We start from the raw sequence: 17,196 nt of genomic DNA on the forward strand, positions 1-17,196 counted from the left end.
GGTCAGTTACTCTTCTTGACGAGCGAGCACTTGCTTTCGGACAAGGGGGCGAAGGCCTCCGCGGCCGGCACCGTGCGGACATGCTTGTAGTAGTCCCACGGGTACTTGGATTCTTCAGGGCTCTTGACCTGGTAGAGCTGCATGTCGTGGATCAGGATCTGATCCTCTCGCAGCTTCGCGCCGGGCGCGAACATGTCGTCCACCGGCATCTCACGCATCGCCTTCAGAACGGCATCGGCTTCGGTCGTGCCAGCCTTCTTCACCGCCCTGAGGTAATGGAGAGCGCCCGAATAGGCGCCAGCCTGAACCATGGTCGGCATCTTCTTGTGCTTCTCGAAGAACCGCTTGGACCAGGCCCGGGTCGCGTCATTTGTGTCCCAGTAGAAGGGCTCGGTGATGTACATGCCCTTGGCGACCTCGAGCCCCATTGCATCGACGTCCGTGACGAAGGTCAGGAGGCCGGCCAGGACCGCCGTCTTGTCGATCCCATATTCCCGCGCCTGCTTGATGGCGGTAGTCGCGTCCGGACCGGAATTGGCGAGCGCCACGACGGTGGCGCCAGCAGCCTGCGCGGAGAGCAGCTGCGATGAGAATTCGTGGTTCGGGAAGGGGTGCTTGGCCGAGCCGATCACCTGCCCGCCAGCTTTCACCACCGCGCGGGTCGCGTCCTCCTCCAGGGAACGCCCTCCCGCGTAGTCGGCAGTCAGGAAGAACCACTTCTTCCCTCCGGCCCGCGTGATCGCATCGGCGGTCGGGCCCGCGACAGTGCGGGTGTTGTAGCTCCAGTGCAGCGTCGTCGGCTGGCAATCCTCGCTCGAGAGGCTGTTCTGCCCCGAAGCGGTGGCGAGCACGATGCGGTTCTTCTGCGTGCCGACCTTCGAGACGGCTAGCGTGACCGCGGCGCCGGCGACATCGGTGATCACGTCGACGCCCTCCTGGTCGAACCAGGCGCGAGCCGTGTTGGAGGCGATGTCCGCCTTGCTGGAATGATCCGCCGAGATCACCTCGACCTTGAAGTTCGGCTTTTCCAGCTTCTCGAAATCTTCAACCGCCAGCTGGGTCGCGATCACCGAGCCACGCCCCACAAGATCGGAGAAGACGCTCGTCATGTCGGTCAGGACGCCGATCTTGACGACGGGCTTCATGGCTGGGGAGCTCTGCGCGCGTCCCACGTCATGCGACGCCAAAAGCGCGATGGCAGCGGCGCCCAGCAGAAGCGTTGCGCGATCAAGCATGTCTTCCTCCCCAAATGCGGCGGCCGTGCGAGAAAGCCCGCACGGCTCTTTGGCGGCCACTATCGAGGCTAAAAAAATTCCGTCAAGCCTGATTTTTTTTGCGCTTGATCTCGCTCGTGAGCATGCGGCGCAACAGCGCGAGCTCCGGCTCGACCGACACGATCCGCCTCGTTTCGATCTGCCGGACCGCCAAGCCTCTCATGACGTCGAGCATGAACCGCCGCGACGCGACGAGTTGCTCCCTGGGGAGGGGCGAATCCGCAAAAATCTCGAGCCAGCTCTTGTCGCGCACTTCGGTGATCAAGCCGAGCTCGTAGGCTGCCTGTGCGCTCAGCTCGGGATTGAAACGGCCGAATATCCGGATCTCCAGCGCAGCGACGTAGCGAGGGCTGCCAAACACGTCCCAATAGTACTTCACCATGGCGTCGACGCGCTCGGAGATGCTCAGGCTCGACAGCTTGTCCGGCGCGATCTTCTCCCGCATCTCCTCCGCCAGCCTCGTCCGGACGGCGACAAGCAAGGACTCCCTGGAATCAAAGTGATACTGGAGCGCCCCGCGCGAAACGCCTGCAGCCTTCGCGACGCCGAGGGTTGAAAAGCTTGCGTAACCCTCCTGGCTCATGAGGTCGATCGCGGCCGAGATCAGCTTTTCGCGCGTTTCCACCCCCCTCTCCTGCCGCAGCTGGCGTGAGGATCCGACTGCCGTGTAGGCCGTGCGATCGTCGGGCGGAGCCGCGTCCGATGCGGACACCCTGGCCTTTGCGGAATTCCGCGACACCGTCCCCATGACCCCTCGCATTCGCGTTCCGCCTTGCCCGAGGGCAGCGACATACACCCCCTTGTATCATCGGCGATGATTGACAAGCAAAAAACAATCATGATTGAATGTTTGGGCTTCGCAAAGCGCCTTCCTCGACTTCCATCCGGGCGCGGCGAACCGGGAGGACACCCCGTGACACCCGTTCCTGCATTCAGTTGGTCGCTCGGAGTGAATCTCTGATGTCGGGCCCGCTCTTCGAGCTCCTGACGCGGCTGCCCCAGGACGACACTGCACTGATCCTGCCGGACGGCCGGGTGAGCTACGGCGCGGTGGCGTCGCGGAGCCGAGCGATCGCGTCCGGATTGCATGAGGCCGGCCTGAGGCGAGGCGACCGCATGGCGCTGTACCTGAACAATTCGCCGGACTGGCTGGCCGTCGCCTTCGCGGCCTGGGGCCTCGGGATCGGTGTCCTTGCCCTGAATCCACGGCTTGGTCCGAAGGAGATCGGCGACCTCATCTCGCGCACCGCGAGCCGAGCCATCGTCCTCTCGCCGGACTTGCGCGGGGGTGCTTGCGCTCAGGCCGTTCGGGAGACCGACCCGGCTCAACTCGCCTCCGTCGAGTTGGTCCTCTGCTGCGGCAGCGCCGCGGATCGGGAGCCGATCGTGCCGGGCGCACGGCATGTCATGCTGGAGGACCTCGCCACGGCGCGGGAGACCACCCTGACCGGACAGCCGGGCGACTCTTGCCTGTTCCTGTCCACGTCGGGCACGACGAGCCTGCCCAAGATCGTCAAGCACATCCAGGAGCGCGTCGCGCGCCACGTCGAGGATGCGGCGCGCGTCATCGGGTTCGAGCTCGGCAGCTCCATGCTGCTGGCGATCCCGTTTTGCGGCGGCTTCGGCTTCACCATCGCCCTGACCAGCATCGCAGCGGGAGTGCCGATCGTCCTCGTCGATGCGTTCGACCCTGCGGAGGCCTCGCGGCTGGTGCAGGACCACCGCGTGACGCACGTGATGGGCACGAACGACATGCTGGACAAGATGCTGGCGGCGGTGGAGGGCGAGCGCCCCTTCCCGAGCCTCCGCATGTTCGGCCACGCGAATTTCACCCCCGGGCTGACGACGCTGCCCGCCGAGGCCGAGCGCCGCGGCGTGCGTATGCGGGGCTTCTATGGGTTGAGCGAGACACTCGCCTTCGTGGCGGCGCGGCCGGCGGATGCACCGCTCGCGGAGCGCGCCGAGGGCGGCGGTAGCCTTGTCTGCCCGGACGCGGCGATGCGCATCGCCAACCCGGACACCGGGCAGGAGGCTGCTACGGGCGAAGCCGGCGAGATCCAGATCCGGTCGCCGAACATGATGGTCGAGTACCTCGATGACCCGAAGCGCACGAGCGAGGCTTTCACGGCAGACGGCTACCTGCGGACGGGCGATCTCGGGATCGGCCAACCCGATGGCGGCTTCACCTTCCTGACCCGCATGGGCGACATCCTGCGCGTCGGCGGCTACCTCGTCAGCCCGGTCGAGATCGAGGAAGTGGTCAAGAAGGAGCCGGGCGTGGCGGCATGCCAGGTGGTCGAGCTCGCGAGCCAGAAGGGCGCGCGTCCGGTCGCCTTCCTTGTGCCGGAGCCGGGCGCCAGCATCGATGCGGACGCGATCATGGCTCGCTGCCGTCGCGAGCTTGCGGTCTACAAGATCCCGGTCCACCTGTTCGAGATTCCGGAACTGCCGGTCACCGATGGTCCGAACGGCACCAAGGTGAAGCGGAACGTGCTGCGGGAGATGGCGTCCGAACTGGCGGCCCAGGCCGCGCGTGAGGGCGCGCGAGCTTGACCCGCAATCGACGAGCCGAAGTGGAATCGAACTCCCCCTACCCGCATCTCTTCTCGCCCGGGCGGATCGGCACGCTCGATTTGCCGAACCGCATCGTCATGGCGCCGATGGAGTCGAACCTCGCCGGGCCGGACGGGACCGTGTCCGACGACATCCTTGCCTATTACCGCGCCAGAGCGCAGGGCGGCGTCGGGATGGTTATCGTCGAATATGCCTGCGTCGATCGTCCGCTCGGCCTTGGCGGAGCACCCCAGCTCGCCATCGACGACGACGGGCTGATCGCCAGCCACGCGCGGCTAGCGAGCGCCATCAAGGCGGCGGGAGCGCGCGCCTGCCTGCAGCTCTTCCACGCAGGCCGCCAGACCCTTCGCAAATACACCGATGGCCGTCAGTCGGTTGCCGCCTCCGCAATCGCCTGCAAGGTCTACCGGGAGGAGCCGCGCGAGCTCGCGCCCGACGAGATCGACCTCATCGTCGCGCGGTTCGGCGCCGCTGCGCGCCGGGCCATCGCGGCGGGCTACGACGCGGTCGAGATCCACGCCGCGCATGGCTACCTCCTCGGCGGCTTCCTGTCCGCTGCCAGCAACAGGCGCACGGATCTTTATGGCGGCAGCCTCGAGAACCGCCTCCGCTTCCCCTCGGCCGTCATCGCCGCCGTCAAGGCAGGCGCCGGCCATGCGCCGGTCATCGTCCGCTTCTCGGCGGAGGAGTTCGTCGAGGGCGGCACCGACCTCGACGAGGCTCGCTGGCTCGCGCCGCGCTTCGTCGAGGCCGGCGCGGACGCGCTGCACGTGTCCACCGGCACGGCAGAGCGCATGGATTGCAACGTCGACCCGGTCTCCTCGCCGCAGGCCTGGCGCGTGCCGCTCGCGGCCGCCATCCGGCCTCTCGTCTCGGTGCCCGTGATCACCGTCGGCGTGCTGCGCGAGCCGCAGGTCGCCGAAAGAGCCGTCGCGGACGGTTCGGCCGACTTCGTCGCGCTCGGCCGGGCGCTCCTCGCGGACCCGGAATGGCCCGCCAAGGCGGCGCGCGGCGCTCCGGACGAGATCAGGCCCTGCACCTCGTGCAACTGGTGCGTGGATCAGCTTCTGCAGGGGCAGCGGATCGGATGCGCCGAGAACCCGCTTGCCGGGCGCGAGACCGAGAAGCGGCCCAGGCGCCTGGAATCCGCGGGGCGGGCTGCCGTGATCGGCGGCGGGCCGGGCGGCATCGCGGCGGGCCTCCTGCTCGACGCAGCAGGCTACCGCGTGACGATGTTCGAGCGCGACCGGCGGCTGGCGCCGGGCCTCCTCGCCTCCGCCGCGCCGCCGGACAAGGACAAGTTCCGCTGGTATCGCGACTATCTCCTGCGACGCCTCGCCAGCTCCGGGATCGAGGTCAGGCTCGGCCACCACGCCGTGCCCGAGGACGTCGCGGCGCTCCAGCCGGATGTCGCCATCGTGGCGACCGGTGCGGTCGACCGGCGCCTCGACGTGCCGGGAATCGGGGCGCCTCACGTGGCGCATGCCTACGACGTGCTGGCCGGGATCCAGCCGCTCGGCGACGGCCCGGTGGTCGTCTATGGCGCGGGCGAGACCGGGTGCGAGGCCGCCGAGTATGCCGCCGAAGCGGGCGCGGAGGTCACGCTGGTGGCCCGCTCGCCCGGCCGGCGCCTGGCGCGCCGGGCCCAGTACGTCTATCGGCGCCGATTGCTCGAGCGGCTGGAGGCGCATTCCCGCATCACGATCGAGACGGGCTGCGAACTCGTCTCGGTCGCGGCGGACCATGTGGTGCTGCGACGCGAGGCCAACCTCCTATCCTTGCCGGCCCGCCGTGTCCTTATGGCTGCAGGGCGGCTGCCGGATACCGGGATGGCGGAAGAGCTCGAAGGTTGCGGCATCCGCACCTTCGCGATCGGCGACGGGCGCGAGGTCCGCCGCATCGGAGATGCCGTCCACGATGCCTATCGCGCCGTCGCGATGCTGACGCGAGACATACCCGATAGTCAGGAAATGACTCGTCTTCCGATCTGAGGCAGGCCGATGAAGAAGGCAGAAGAGAAGCGCCGCGCCCTGCGCGATCGGATAGCCTCCGGGCGCATGCTGACCGTGCCCGGCGCGCACGATCCATTGAGCGCAAAGCAGGTCGAGGCGGCCGGCTTCGAAGCGGTTTACGTCGGGAGCTATGCGACCGCGGCCGCGCGGCTTGGCCAGCCCGATGTCGGGATCGTGACGCTGAACGACATGCTCGACCATGCCGCCGCGGTGGCGGATGCGGTCGACATCCCGCTCCTCGCCGATGCCGAGAACGGCTGGAACGGCGCCGTAAACGTCTGGCGCACCATAAGGGGGTTCGAGAAGGCCGGCGTGTCCGGCATCCACCTGGAGGACCACGCCTTCGGCAAGCACACCGACCTGCCGCCGAAGGTCGCGACGCTGGACGAGGCGCTGGCGAAGCTGCGCGCCGCATGCGAGGCCCGCACCGATCCGAACTTCCTCATCGTGGCCCGCACCGACGTCATCTACCTGTTCAAGGATGTCGAGGAAGGCATCCGCCGCATGAACGCCTTCGCGGAGGCCGGCGCGGACCTCGTGATGCCGTCCGGCATAAGCACCAAGATGCTCGCCGAGATCAGGCCGAGGCTAAGTGCAAAGGTCATGATCACGAACAAGCCGGGCGCCTCGACGCTCGACGAGGAGGCCGCCGGGGCCGACATCGTCCTTTATTACGGTTTCACGCTCCAGGCCGCCTATAGTGCCGTGCGCGACGCACTCGCGGCTTTCCGTCAGAGCGGATCGGCCGACGGTATCGAGTCCGTCCGCGGCTCCGTCGAGGAGTTCGAGCACTTCATCGGCTACCCGGACTTCGTCCGCCGGGCGAGAGCCGCCGCAGCGACGGCTGCGGAGTGAAGCAGGTCTCGATCTCCAGCAATCGTGCGTTCCGCCGTGAGCGTGGCCATCCGTCTCCTGTTACAAACTTCTCCGCTCGGGGTGCCAACGCGTCTGGCGTTGGGTCTGCATAGGGTCTGTGCCCAGAACATTGGCGCCCGAGAGGTGGCGGAAGTTTCGGTTGGCGAGGAGCAGGAAGAAACGGCCGGGGCTCCGCCCCAGCCGTCCTGAGATGTGTCACTGAAGGACTAGCAACCTAAGATAAAGAACCCGGCCTAGCACCAGATTCAGCACCCGCGCGCTGCGCGAACACTACTTGGCCAAGCCCATCTCCTTCAGGATCTCGCCGATTTCAGCGTTGTCCTTGGCCATGAAAGCTCCGAAAGCTGGAGCTTCCGCCCAGACTGCTTCGAAGCCGCGGGAGTTCATGAAGTCCTGGAACTCCTTGCTGTCATAGATCTTCTTGAGCGATGCCTCGTAGCGCTTCGCAAGCTCGGGCGAGAGACCTTTTGGGCCAACCATCCCTCGCCACACACCCTTCTTCCAATCCGATCCCGCGGCTTCGGCCAGGGTCGGAACATCGGGGAAATTCTTGGCGCGCTTGTCTGCCATGAGCGCGATGCTTCGGATCTTTCCTGCCCGGATCAGAGCGTCGGCCTCCGGCAAGGAGCATGACACGAAATCGACGCCGGCCGCCGCGAGGTCCGTCAGCGCGGTGGCGGCTCCGGTGCTCGGCACCCAGGGAACGGTGGCCGGGCTGATGTCTTGCGACTTCAGCATGCCGGCGAGCGCGAGATGCCAGCTCCCGCCCTGGCCGGTGCCCGAGGCTTTCAGCTTGCCGGGATTGGCCTTGATGAAGGCCAGGAGTTCCTTGAGGGTCGGGAAGGGTGAATCGACCCTGACATGGATCGCTGCCGGATCCGCGTTCATCAGGGCGAGCGGGGTATAGGCCTCGTAGGTGAGCTTCGTCAGGCCCACCCAGTGCATCATGTTGATCTCGAGCGTGATGAGGCCGATCGTATATCCGTCCGGCTGGGCTGACGCGATTGCCTGGTGGCCGACGACACCACTGCCTCCGGTCCGGTTCACCACATTGACCGGCACTCCGAGCTCCTTCTCGAGCATCAGGCCGATCATCCGTGCGACCGCATCGGTTCCACCGCCTGCCGCCCATGGGACGATCAGCGTGATCGGTCGATCGGGGAAGGCAGCACGTGCCTGACCTGCCGGAAGCGCCAGCATGGCCGCCAATACGAGTAAGAACCCGACAACTGACCTTCTGATCATGTAATTCCTCCCTTCGTCCAGTGATCGTGCGAGCGTCACCGGATCGAAGGGCATGGTGGACGGTATTCGAGCCGCCGCCAAGTCGATTGTTCAGCAAGATCGGATCGATTCTGCAGTCTCTGCTTTGCCGCGACCCAGAGGATGGGACGATCAACAGATGACGGAGAATGACCGCTGCGACGCTGGTCGACGAGACTTGGCGAGGCTCAGCCTATCGGAGCGTAGTCGATGTACCCGCGCTCTCCGCCCGCGTACCAGGTCTCCATGTCGTCGGAAGCCAGCGGCACCCGCTCCGCGAAGCGCCTCGGAAGGTCCGGATTGGCGATGAATGGCCGCCCGAACGAAATCGCATCCGCAAGGCCGGCATCGAGCGCCGCCTGGCCCCTCTCCTGATCGTAATCGGAGTTCAGCACGAAAGCGCCCTTGAACGCCCGCCTCATCCTTGGAGCCACGGGCGGACGCTCGGCCTTTCCGTTCGTGCCGTCATAGTCGGGCTCGCGCACCTCGAGGAAGGCGATCCCCAACTCGGACAATGCTGCGGATGCGGCTTCGAACAGGGGCTCCGGATTGCTGTCGTTTACGCCCTGCCGCTCCTCATTCGGCGAGAGGCGGACGCCCGTCCGGCCAGCACCCACGACTTCCACGACCGCGGCCGTGACCTCGCGCAGGAGCCGAATGCGGCTCTCGATCGAGCCGCCATATTCGTCGGTCCTGAAGTTCGCGTTGTCCCGGAGGAACTGGTCGACGAGATAGCCGTTCGCGGCGTGGATCTCGACTCCGTCGAAACCTGCCGCAAGGGCGTTGCGGGCAGCCGCACGGTACTCGTCCAAAACGATCCTGATGTCCTCACGGGTCATCGGGCGCGCCTGCACATGAGGCTGCTTGCCGTCATAGGTCCGGGCGAGCCCCGGCATCGTCGTCGCGGAGGAGGACAGGGGCTGGCCCCGGCCCGGAAGACTCGGGTGAACAACACGCCCCATATGCCAGAGTTGGCAGAGGATCAGCCCGCCCGCCGCGTGAACGGCGTCCGTGATCCCTTTCCAGCTCTCGACTTGTTCGGCGTTCCAGATCCCGGGCGCGTAGGGCCACCCGAGTCCCTGCGGGCTGATGCCGGTCGCCTCGGAGATGATCAGCCCGGCTCCAGCCCGCTGGCGGTAGTACTCGACCATCATGGGCACGGGGACATGGTCACGTGTGCTGCGAGCGCGCGTGAGCGGTGCCATCAGGATGCGGTTGCGGGCGTGAAGATCACCGAGACGGATAGGCTCAAAGAGTGACGGCAACGTTTGGTCTCCCGTCCTGTCGCGCCTGAAGCGCGCCTGAGATGGATTCCCCAGAATGCGACGTTCTTCAAGCATCGGCTCATCCCGATGCACGACCGGATAGCCATGGGGGGGGTGGAGCGGCTGACGAACCGAGTTCCCGGGCTATCCCGCGCTTGCCGGGGCCGGGCGGAACAGAACCTTCCCCACTGCCTCAAGTCGGGCGATGTGGGTGGCTTTCGCGCCGACAACCGCCTTCGAGGTCTGAACGGCCTTGGCGGCTGCCCCGCAAGAAGGCCCGCCAGCCGCCATAGGATGAGATGTCCTCCGCGTCACGCGTCGCCTCCGGCTCGACCAGGAAGCCCTTTGGGGCGGCACCGCCTTCCAGCCTGAGCGTTCCGATCGAGAGCGGGGCCGGCACCGCGGCGACGAAACGAGCGAACCCCGACAGCGGCAAAGACCAGATTTCGCAAGCGATCGAGCTGCCCGCTCCTTCGGCGACCCGCAGCAGGCCGGGGCGCCGGACTCCGTCGCCATCCAGGGCGAACAGCCGATAATCCCGCGTCGTCACGGCCTCGCGCACGAACCGGCCGCCCTGCGCCAGGATCTCGCCGTTCAGCGGGAGCCCGCTGAGATGGGCGCCGACGACCGCGATCTCGATGCGAGCCTCGCTGCCTTCGGATGCGGGCAGCGGCCGTTCGGGAGAAAGCCGGGCCGGCGTCGCGCCGAGGGGCGTGCCGGAGGCGCGATGCAGGCGCACGCCCAACGTCGCGAGCATGCGATCCCTGCCGGCAGGTGCGATCAGGGTCGTGCCGGCCGGCAAACCGTCCGCCCGGAACGGGCCGGGCACGGCGAGCGCGCAGAGGTCGAGCAGGTTGACGAAATTCGTGTAGGTCCCGAGCTCGGAATTCGGGCCGATGGGATCCGCATCGAGATCCGCGAGGGTGCGGGGGCGCGGGAAGGTCGGCACCATCAGCACGTCGATCTCGTTCCAGATCGGTTCGGCAGCGCGCCGCAGATCCGCGAGTCGGTAGAGGCCCGCGAAAGCGTCCGCGGCAGAGAAACCGAGCGCCTTTTCCGTGATGGCGCGCGTCACAGGATGGAGCGCCTCCGGCGTCGCCTCGATGAAGGGGCGGATCGCCTGGTAGCGCTCCGCCACCCAGGGCCCGTCATAGAGGAGCGCCGCCGCCGCGTAGAGCGGCGACAGATCCACGGGCCGCAGTTCCGCACCGAGCGCGATGAGATTGGCGAGGGCCGCGTCGAAAGCCGTCTCGGAGAGCCGGTCGCCGCCGAAGCGGCGGCTCGCTGCGTTCGGTACGCCGACGCGAAGCAGGGGCGGAAGCGCCCCCGGGCTGCCGATCGACATCCGCCGCGAGAAGGGATCGGCCGGATCGAACCCGGCCAGCACCCCGAGCGCCTCCGTCGCGTCCTCGACCGTGAGCGCGAAGATGGAGACGCAATCGAGCGTGCGGCAGGCCGGCACCACCCCGCGCGTCGAGAGCGCTCCGAGGCTCGGCTTCAGCCCGACGATGTTGTTGAGGCCCGCCGGGACGCGGCCCGACCCGGCCGTATCGGTGCCGAGCGCGAGCGGGACGATGCCGGCCGCGACCGCGACGGCCGAGCCGGAGCTCGATCCGCCCGGTACGAGTTCCGGCCGCAGCGTATTGCGCGGCACGCCGTAGGGCGAGCGCACGCCCACGAGGCCGGTCGCGAACTGGTCGAGATTGGTCTTGCCGATCACGAGCGCACCCGCCGCGCGCAGTTTCGCCACCACGGCGGCGTCATCGTCCGGCGTGTAGGCGAAGTCCGGGCAGGCGCAGGTGGTCGGCAGGCGCACGATGTCGATATTGTCCTTCACGGCCACGGGAATGCCCCAGAGCACCCGGCCCGCAGGCCCGGCCTCCTCCAGCCGGGCGGCCTCGGCCAGGACATCCTCCTTCGGCCGCAGCGTGATGAACATCGCGGCATCGTCATGCGCGGCGATGCGCCGGTAGACCTCCTCGACGGCCGCAGCGGGCGTCAGCGCGCCGGCCGCGTAGGCGTCCCGGTATTCGGCGACCGTGAAGGGGCCGCCCTCACTCATCGATCAGGCTCACATGCGCCGCCACGATGCGCCAGCCTTCCGGAAGCCGGGCCCAGCTCTGCTGCTGCCGTCCGACCTTGCCGGGGTTGCCCTCGCGAAAGAACAGCGTGGAGGCCGTGGCGAAATCGCGCCCGAAGGTGGTGATCACGGTCTGGTCGATGCGGCGCATCAGCCCGACCGGCGAGCGCGCCCGGCGGAAGGCCCGGATCGCATCCATGCCGTAGAGGTTCTCTCCCATACCGTAGCGGATGGTGCGCCCGTCATCCCAGAACAGCGCCTCCAGGGTCGTGACGTCGTTGGTGACGAGCGCCGTCTCGTACGCCGCGAAGGCGGCCTCGACCTCGGCCTTCACCTCGGGAATGTCGATCTGCATGATGGTGTCCTAGAGTGCTGCAAGCGGCGCCTTTGCCGCGCCGACCCTTTCCAGCTCGCGCGCAACGCGAAGCGCAAGGTCTTCCCGCCACGGCGGGGCGATGATCTGGACCGAGAGCGGGAGGCCATCGTCCAGCCGGATGGGAGCGGCCACGACCGGGAGGCCGATGAACGAGATCGGCTGCGTGTAGATGCCGATATTCGGCCGCACCGGCATCTCGACCCCGCCGAGCACGAATGTCTGCTGCCCGATGCGCGGTGCCCGGCAGGGCGTCGTCGGGGCGAGGATCACGTCGACCTCGCCGAACAGGGCGAGCACCCGGTCGCGGTACCAGCGACGGAAGCGCTGGGCCTTCTGCACCCAGGCGGCCGGGATCATCGTGCCGGCGAGAAGCCGGTCGCGTGTGGCGGCATCGAAATCGGCCGGGCGCGTGCGCAAGCGGTCGAGATGCAGGGCAGCCCCCTCGGATGCCGTGATGACGAAAGCCGCCGCGCGCGCCCGCGCCGCCTCGGGGATCTCGACCGTGCGCACCGTGCCGAGCGCTTCCGCCGCAAGGCCGACCGCCTGGTGGGCGGCGGGGTCGCCACCCGTGGCAAAGTAGCCGCCCGCAACCGCGATGCGCAGACCCGAGATGCCGCTGTCGACCAGGGAAGAGACCGGCTCGGCAACCCTCGCGGCCTGCCACGGATCGTCGGGGTCGGGACCCTGCATCGCGTCGTAGCTGAGGGCGAGGTCGCCGACGGAGCGCGCGAGAGGGCCGAGATGGTCGAAGCTCGTCACGAACGGGAAGGAGGCCGCGCGCGACAGCCGCCCGAAGGTCGGCTTGAGGCCGAACAGGCCGCAGAAGGCCGAGGGAACGCGGATCGAGCCGTTCGTGTCCGAGCCGAGGGCGATCGGTACGAGCCCGGCCGCGACCGCGGCGCCCGATCCGCCGGAGGAGCCGCCTGCCATATGCGCGAGGTCGTGCGGATTGCGGGAGGGGCCGTCATGGGCGTTCTCGCCCGTGAAGTCATAGGCGTACTCGCCCATGTTGAGGCCGCCGAGGAGCACGGCCCCAGCCTCGTCGAGCTTGCGGACGAGGGCGCCATCGCGCCAGGCCGGCGGGCGCTCGCGGTTGATCTTCGAGCCGGCGCGGGTCGGCAGCCCTTCGATGTCGAAGAGGTTCTTCACCGCGAAGGGCACCCCGGCGAGGGTTCCTAGCGGCTGGCCGGCGGCGCGTCCGGCATCGATCGCGTCGGCCTTGGCGAGCGCGCGCCCGGACGTCACGTCCGTGAAGGCGTTCACCGTCGTGTTGATCGCCCCGAGGCGGGAGAGCGCTGCCTCGACGACCGCCCGAGCCGTCACCGAGCCCGACGCGACTGCGGCCGCAATCTCCGCGGCCGTGCTATTCGGTCCGATCGCGCTCATGCCCGAAACACCGGCGCAGGCTCGAGCTCGTCCTCGAGCGGGAACTCGAGCACCAGACGGGCCGCGTTGGCCACGACCTTGAGGTTGGTGGCGACGGCCTCGCGCCAGGCAGGCTCGATCGAGAGGCCGAGGAGCGGCGCCATCGCGTCGATGATGGCGTCGGCATCCTCGTCGCCGAGGGGCGGCGGAAGCTCGGTCACAGGGGTCATGGCTCGCTCAGACGGGCGGATGCGGGATCGCGGCGATGAGTTCGCGCGTATACACGGCCTTCGGGTCCTCCAGCACCTCGGCCGCAGTGCCTTCCTCGACGATGCGGCCCGACCGCATGACGATGACGCGGTCGCAGAGGAGCCGGACGACATGAAGGTCGTGGCTGACGAAGAGATAGCTCATGCCGAGCTGCTGCTTCAGGTCTGCCAGGAGGTTCAGCACGACGGCCTGGACCGAGACGTCTAGCGCGGCGGTCGGCTCATCCAGGATGACGAGCTCGGGATCGAGCGCGATGGCCCGGGCGATGCCGACGCGCGCCTTCTGCCCGCCGGAGAGCTGGTGCGGAAAGCGGTCGAGCAGGTCGAGCGGAAGGCCGACGAGGCGCGCGAGATCCTCGCAGCGGGCGCGGACGGCCTTGCCGCCCTTCGCGGCGCCGAAGCGCAGGATGGGATCCGCGATGGCGCGGGCGGCCGTGTAGCGCGGGTTCAGGCTGTCCGTCGGGTCCTGGAAGACCATCTGGATCTTTGCGCGCTTCGGGTGCCGGGCAAAGCGGGAGGCGGGAATCTGGGAGATATCCTCGCCGTCGAAGACGATCGTCCCCTCCGTCGGGTCGAGCAGCCGCATGACCATGGTCGAGGTCGTGGACTTGCCGCAGCCGGATTCGCCGACGAGCCCGACGCTCTCGCCGCGGCGGACCTGGAACGACAGGCTGTCGACCGCCCGGAACGGTGCTGCGTCGGTCGCGGCAGAGCGCCGGAACAGCCAGCCCCTCGTCTTCGTCGCGCCCTGGCGCGGATAGTCCTTCACCAGACCGGACACCGTGAGAAGGGGCTCTCCGATTGATCCCTCCCCTGAAGGGGAGGGCCGACTCGCGCGCCGCGCGAGCGGGGTGGGGTCAGTCCGGCCCGGTCCCCCTCCGTCGGGCGCTGCGCACCCGCCACCTCCCCCTGAAGGGGGAGGATCAGCGGCATCCGGCAGCAGATCCCGCAGCGTGATGCCTGGGCGCGGCGTCGCGCGCATCAGCTTGCGCGTATAGGGGTGCTCGGGCTGGCGGAATATCCGCTCGGACGCGGCCGTCTCCACGACCTCGCCCTTCTCCATCACGACGACCTTGTCGCAATAGGCGGCCGCGAGCCCGAGGTCGTGGGTGATCAGGATCGTCGACATCCCGCGCTCGCGGGTCAGCTCGACCACGAGGTCCATGACGGCCTTCTGGGTGGTCACGTCGAGGCCGGTGGTCGGCTCGTCCGCGATGAGGAGTTGCGGCCGGCAGGCGAGCGCGAGCGCGATGACGACGCGCTGGCACATGCCGCCGGAGAGCTCGAACGGATAGGCGTGGTAGCGCTCTTCGGGTCGCGCGATGCGAACCTGCTCCAGCGCCGCGATTGCCTTGGCGCGGGCGTCGCCGGAGCCGGCGCGGGCATGCTGGCGCAGCACGTCCTCGATCTGGTGCCCGACCTTGCGGATCGGGTTCAGGGCGGCGCGCGGGTTCTGGAAGATCATCGAGATCTCGCGGCCCCGCAGGTCCCGCATGTCGCGCTCGCGGGCGGCGCGAAGGTCGAGGCCCGAGAAGGCCACGGAGCCCTCGGCGATGCGGCCGGCACGGTCGAGGATGCGCATCACCGCGTAGGAAGTGACGGACTTGCCCGAGCCGGATTCGCCAACGATGCCGACCGGCTCGCCCTTGGCGACCGAGAGGTCGACCTTCTTCACGGCCCGGACGATGCCGCGCCGGGTCGCGAATTCGACCGTGAGGTCGTGGACGTCGAGGAGCGGAAGGCTGGTCATCACGTCCTCCGCTGCGGGTCGACGATGTCGCGCAAGCCGTCGCCGATCAGGTTGAAGCAGAAGACCGCGAGCATCAGGGCAAGGCCGGGGAAGAGGCCGATCCACCATTCGCCCGAGACGATGAAGGCGGCGCCTTCGGCGACCATGATGCCCCATTCGGGCGTCGGCGGCCTGACGCCCAGGCCGATGAAGGAGAGTCCCGCCGCGTTGAGGATGGCGTAGCCCATCGTCAGCGACATCTGCACCACCATGATGGGCAGGATGTTCGGCAGGATCGACGTCAGGACGATCCGCAGGTCCGTGTTGCCGGTGAGCCGGGCCGCCATCACGAAACCGGCATTGCGGCGGACATTCGCCTCGGCGCGCGCGATCCGGGCATAGAGCGGAAAATTGATGATCGCGGTCGCGATGACGATGTTCGTCACCGTGTTGCCGAGCGCCGCCACGATGCCCATCGCCAGCACGAAGAGCGGGAAGGCCATGATCGTGTCGGCGATCCGGCCGATGATCCGGTCCGTCCAGCCGCCGAAGAAGCCGGCCGCGATGCCGGCGAGACCACCGACCGCGAAGACCAGCGCGACCGAGAACACCGCGATCGCCATGTCGAGCCGCGTCGCGACGACGACGCGGGAGAAGATGTCCCGGCCGAGTTGGTCGGTGCCGAACCAGTGTTTCGCCGAAGGGGCCTGAAGGGCGGACGACGTGTCGCTCGCGAGCGGGTCGTAGGGCACGATCCAGGGCCCGATCAGCGCCGCGATCACGAGCAGCGCGAAGAGCCCGAAGGACAGCCCGGTCACCGGGTTGTCGCTGATGACGTAACGCGCGTGGGAGAGCGTGGCCGCGAGGCCGGACGCGCGCGCCCCCACCGCGCTTCGCGCGGTCCCCCTCCCCCGCTTCTCGGGGGAGGATCCCAGGGCCGAAGCGGGTTCCTCCCCCGCTTGCGAGGGCGCGGAACCAGGCGGAGGCTGGCGGAGGGGGCGGGCCGCGACGCTCATGCGCCGAGCCTCACGCGCGGGTCGATCAGGCCATAGGTCAGGTCGATCAGGAGGTTCAGGACGATGTAGAGGATCGCCATGGTGAGGACGAAGCCCTGGACGGGCGCGAAGTCGGACGCGATGAGGGCTTCCACCGCATACGAGCCGATCCCCGGCCAGGCGAAGACCTTCTCCACCAGCACGTTGGCGCCGAGCAGGAAGGAGAAGACCATGCCGAGCGTCGTCACGACCGGCAGCATCGCGTTGCGGAACGCATAGGTGAGGATGACCGTGCGCCCGTTCAGGCCCGCGGCGCGCGCCGTGCGGACGAACTCGGAGGAGAGCACGGCCAGCATCGAGGCGCGCGTGATCCTGGCGATGGGCGCGAGGGCAAAGATCGCGAGCGTGATGCCGGGCAGCAGGACCTGCGAGAGCGCTGCCCGGAAGGTCTCGAAGTCGAACGCGACGAGGCTGTCGACCAGGTAGAAGCCGGTAACGGCGGGCGGCGCCGAATAGAAGATATCGAGCCGCCCGAGCGGCGCCGGCGACCAGCCGAGCACGAAGTAGAACAGGTAGACGAGCAGCAAACCCGTGAAGAAGACGGGCAGCGACACACCCGCCGTGGCGACGATGCGGCAGAGGTGGTCGATCATGGACCCCTGCTTCACGGCGGCCGTGATGCCGAGCGGCACCGCGATCAGGAGCGAGAGGATGAGGCCGAACAGCGTCAGCTCGGCCGAGGCCGGCAACCGCGAGGAGATGTCGGCCAGGACCGGCTGCCCGGTCGTGAGCGATTGTCCGAGATCGCCCTTCGAGAGATCCGCCACGTAGCGGCCGAACTGCTCGGGCAGGGGCCGATCGAGGCCGAGCTGCCGCCGGATCTCCTCGATGGCCTGCGGGGTCGCGGCGGGACCGGCGAAATAGGCGGCCGTGTCGCCCGGCAGGACACGGGTGAGCAGGAACGAGACCACGATCACCCCGATGAGCGCCGGGATCGTGGTGAGGAGCCGGTCGCCGAAGGTCTTCAGCATGGCCGGGCCGTCATTCCGGGGCGGCGCGCAGCGTCGAACCCGGAACCCACGACTGGGCTCCGGAGCTTGATCGTGGGTTTCGGGCTC

General features: G+C 68.3%; 14 protein-coding genes. 3 read left to right on the plus strand and 11 right to left on the minus strand.

The genetic code is table 11. From position 1 onward, the window contains the following. Nucleotides 1-2: 2 nt before the first annotated feature. Both ACO2SS_RS09285 and ACO2SS_RS09290 read right to left on the minus strand, forming a co-directional pair. Nucleotides 3-1,235, minus strand: coding sequence for an ABC transporter substrate-binding protein (locus ACO2SS_RS09285; RefSeq protein WP_423277352.1), 1,233 nt, complete (start codon nt 1,233-1,235; stop codon nt 3-5). Nucleotides 1,236-1,317: 82 nt separating this feature from the next. Beyond that, a complete protein-coding gene (locus ACO2SS_RS09290) occupies nt 1,318-2,034 on the minus strand; it encodes a TetR/AcrR family transcriptional regulator (protein WP_423277353.1) in 717 nt (238 codons plus the stop codon). Nucleotides 2,035-2,234: 200 nt separating this feature from the next. Here ACO2SS_RS09290 and ACO2SS_RS09295 point away from each other — a divergent pair, with 200 nt between their 5' ends. Genes ACO2SS_RS09295 through ACO2SS_RS09305 form a run of 3 tightly spaced genes read left to right on the plus strand, consistent with a single transcriptional unit; the run spans nt 2,235 to nt 6,715 of the window. After that, nucleotides 2,235-3,827: an AMP-binding protein gene (locus ACO2SS_RS09295; RefSeq protein ID WP_423277354.1), complete on the plus strand. Its 1,593-nt coding sequence runs from the start codon at nt 2,235-2,237 to the stop codon at nt 3,825-3,827. Nucleotides 3,828-3,847: 20 nt separating this feature from the next. After that, entirely contained in the window at nt 3,848-5,839 is a 1,992-nt protein-coding gene (locus ACO2SS_RS09300; RefSeq protein ID WP_423277355.1) for an FAD-dependent oxidoreductase, read from the plus strand. 9 nt (nt 5,840-5,848) lie between these two features. Then, nucleotides 5,849-6,715 (plus strand): isocitrate lyase/PEP mutase family protein, encoded by an 867-nt coding sequence (locus tag ACO2SS_RS09305; RefSeq protein ID WP_423277356.1) that lies wholly within the window; start codon nt 5,849-5,851, stop codon nt 6,713-6,715. Between the two features lie 291 nt (nt 6,716-7,006). On the opposite strand, the gene ACO2SS_RS09310 is transcribed toward ACO2SS_RS09305, so the two are convergent. The 9 genes from ACO2SS_RS09310 to ACO2SS_RS09350 form a co-directional block, all read right to left on the minus strand. Continuing rightward, nucleotides 7,007-7,981, minus strand: coding sequence for a tripartite tricarboxylate transporter substrate binding protein (locus ACO2SS_RS09310; protein ID WP_423277357.1), 975 nt, complete (start codon nt 7,979-7,981; stop codon nt 7,007-7,009). 206 nt (nt 7,982-8,187) lie between these two features. After that, nucleotides 8,188-9,264 carry an alkene reductase gene (locus ACO2SS_RS09315; RefSeq protein WP_423277358.1) on the minus strand — a complete coding sequence of 359 codons (1,077 nt, stop codon included), beginning with the start codon at nt 9,262-9,264 and terminating at the stop codon, nt 8,188-8,190. 193 nt (nt 9,265-9,457) lie between these two features. Continuing rightward, nucleotides 9,458-11,326, minus strand: a complete 1,869-nt coding sequence (gene atzF, locus ACO2SS_RS09320; RefSeq protein WP_423277359.1) for an allophanate hydrolase — start codon at nt 11,324-11,326, stop codon at nt 9,458-9,460. Beyond that, nucleotides 11,319-11,699: an oxalurate catabolism protein HpxZ gene (gene hpxZ / locus ACO2SS_RS09325; protein WP_423277360.1), complete on the minus strand. Its 381-nt coding sequence runs from the start codon at nt 11,697-11,699 to the stop codon at nt 11,319-11,321. The genes atzF and hpxZ overlap by 8 nt, the downstream gene beginning before the upstream one ends. A gap of 9 nt (nt 11,700-11,708) precedes the next feature. Continuing rightward, entirely contained in the window at nt 11,709-13,106 is a 1,398-nt protein-coding gene (locus tag ACO2SS_RS09330) for an AtzE family amidohydrolase (protein ID WP_423277361.1), read from the minus strand. Then, nucleotides 13,103-13,315 carry a DUF4089 domain-containing protein gene (locus ACO2SS_RS09335; RefSeq protein ID WP_423277362.1) on the minus strand — a complete coding sequence of 71 codons (213 nt, stop codon included), beginning with the start codon at nt 13,313-13,315 and terminating at the stop codon, nt 13,103-13,105. The genes ACO2SS_RS09330 and ACO2SS_RS09335 overlap by 4 nt, the downstream gene beginning before the upstream one ends. Nucleotides 13,316-13,322: 7 nt before the next feature. Beyond that, nucleotides 13,323-15,104, minus strand: coding sequence for a dipeptide ABC transporter ATP-binding protein (locus ACO2SS_RS09340; RefSeq protein ID WP_423277363.1), 1,782 nt, complete (start codon nt 15,102-15,104; stop codon nt 13,323-13,325). Further along, on the minus strand, nt 15,104-15,970 hold the full coding sequence (locus ACO2SS_RS09345; RefSeq protein WP_423277364.1) for an ABC transporter permease: 867 nt from the start codon (nt 15,968-15,970) through the stop codon (nt 15,104-15,106). The genes ACO2SS_RS09340 and ACO2SS_RS09345 overlap by 1 nt, the downstream gene beginning before the upstream one ends. Before the next feature lie 125 nt (nt 15,971-16,095). Beyond that, nucleotides 16,096-17,109 carry an ABC transporter permease gene (locus tag ACO2SS_RS09350; RefSeq protein ID WP_423277365.1) on the minus strand — a complete coding sequence of 338 codons (1,014 nt, stop codon included), beginning with the start codon at nt 17,107-17,109 and terminating at the stop codon, nt 16,096-16,098. Nucleotides 17,110-17,196 lie beyond the last annotated feature (87 nt).

It is taken from the genome of Enterovirga sp. CN4-39 (assembly GCF_049446235.1).
In the GTDB taxonomy this organism is placed as follows: domain Bacteria; phylum Pseudomonadota; class Alphaproteobacteria; order Rhizobiales; family Beijerinckiaceae; genus Enterovirga.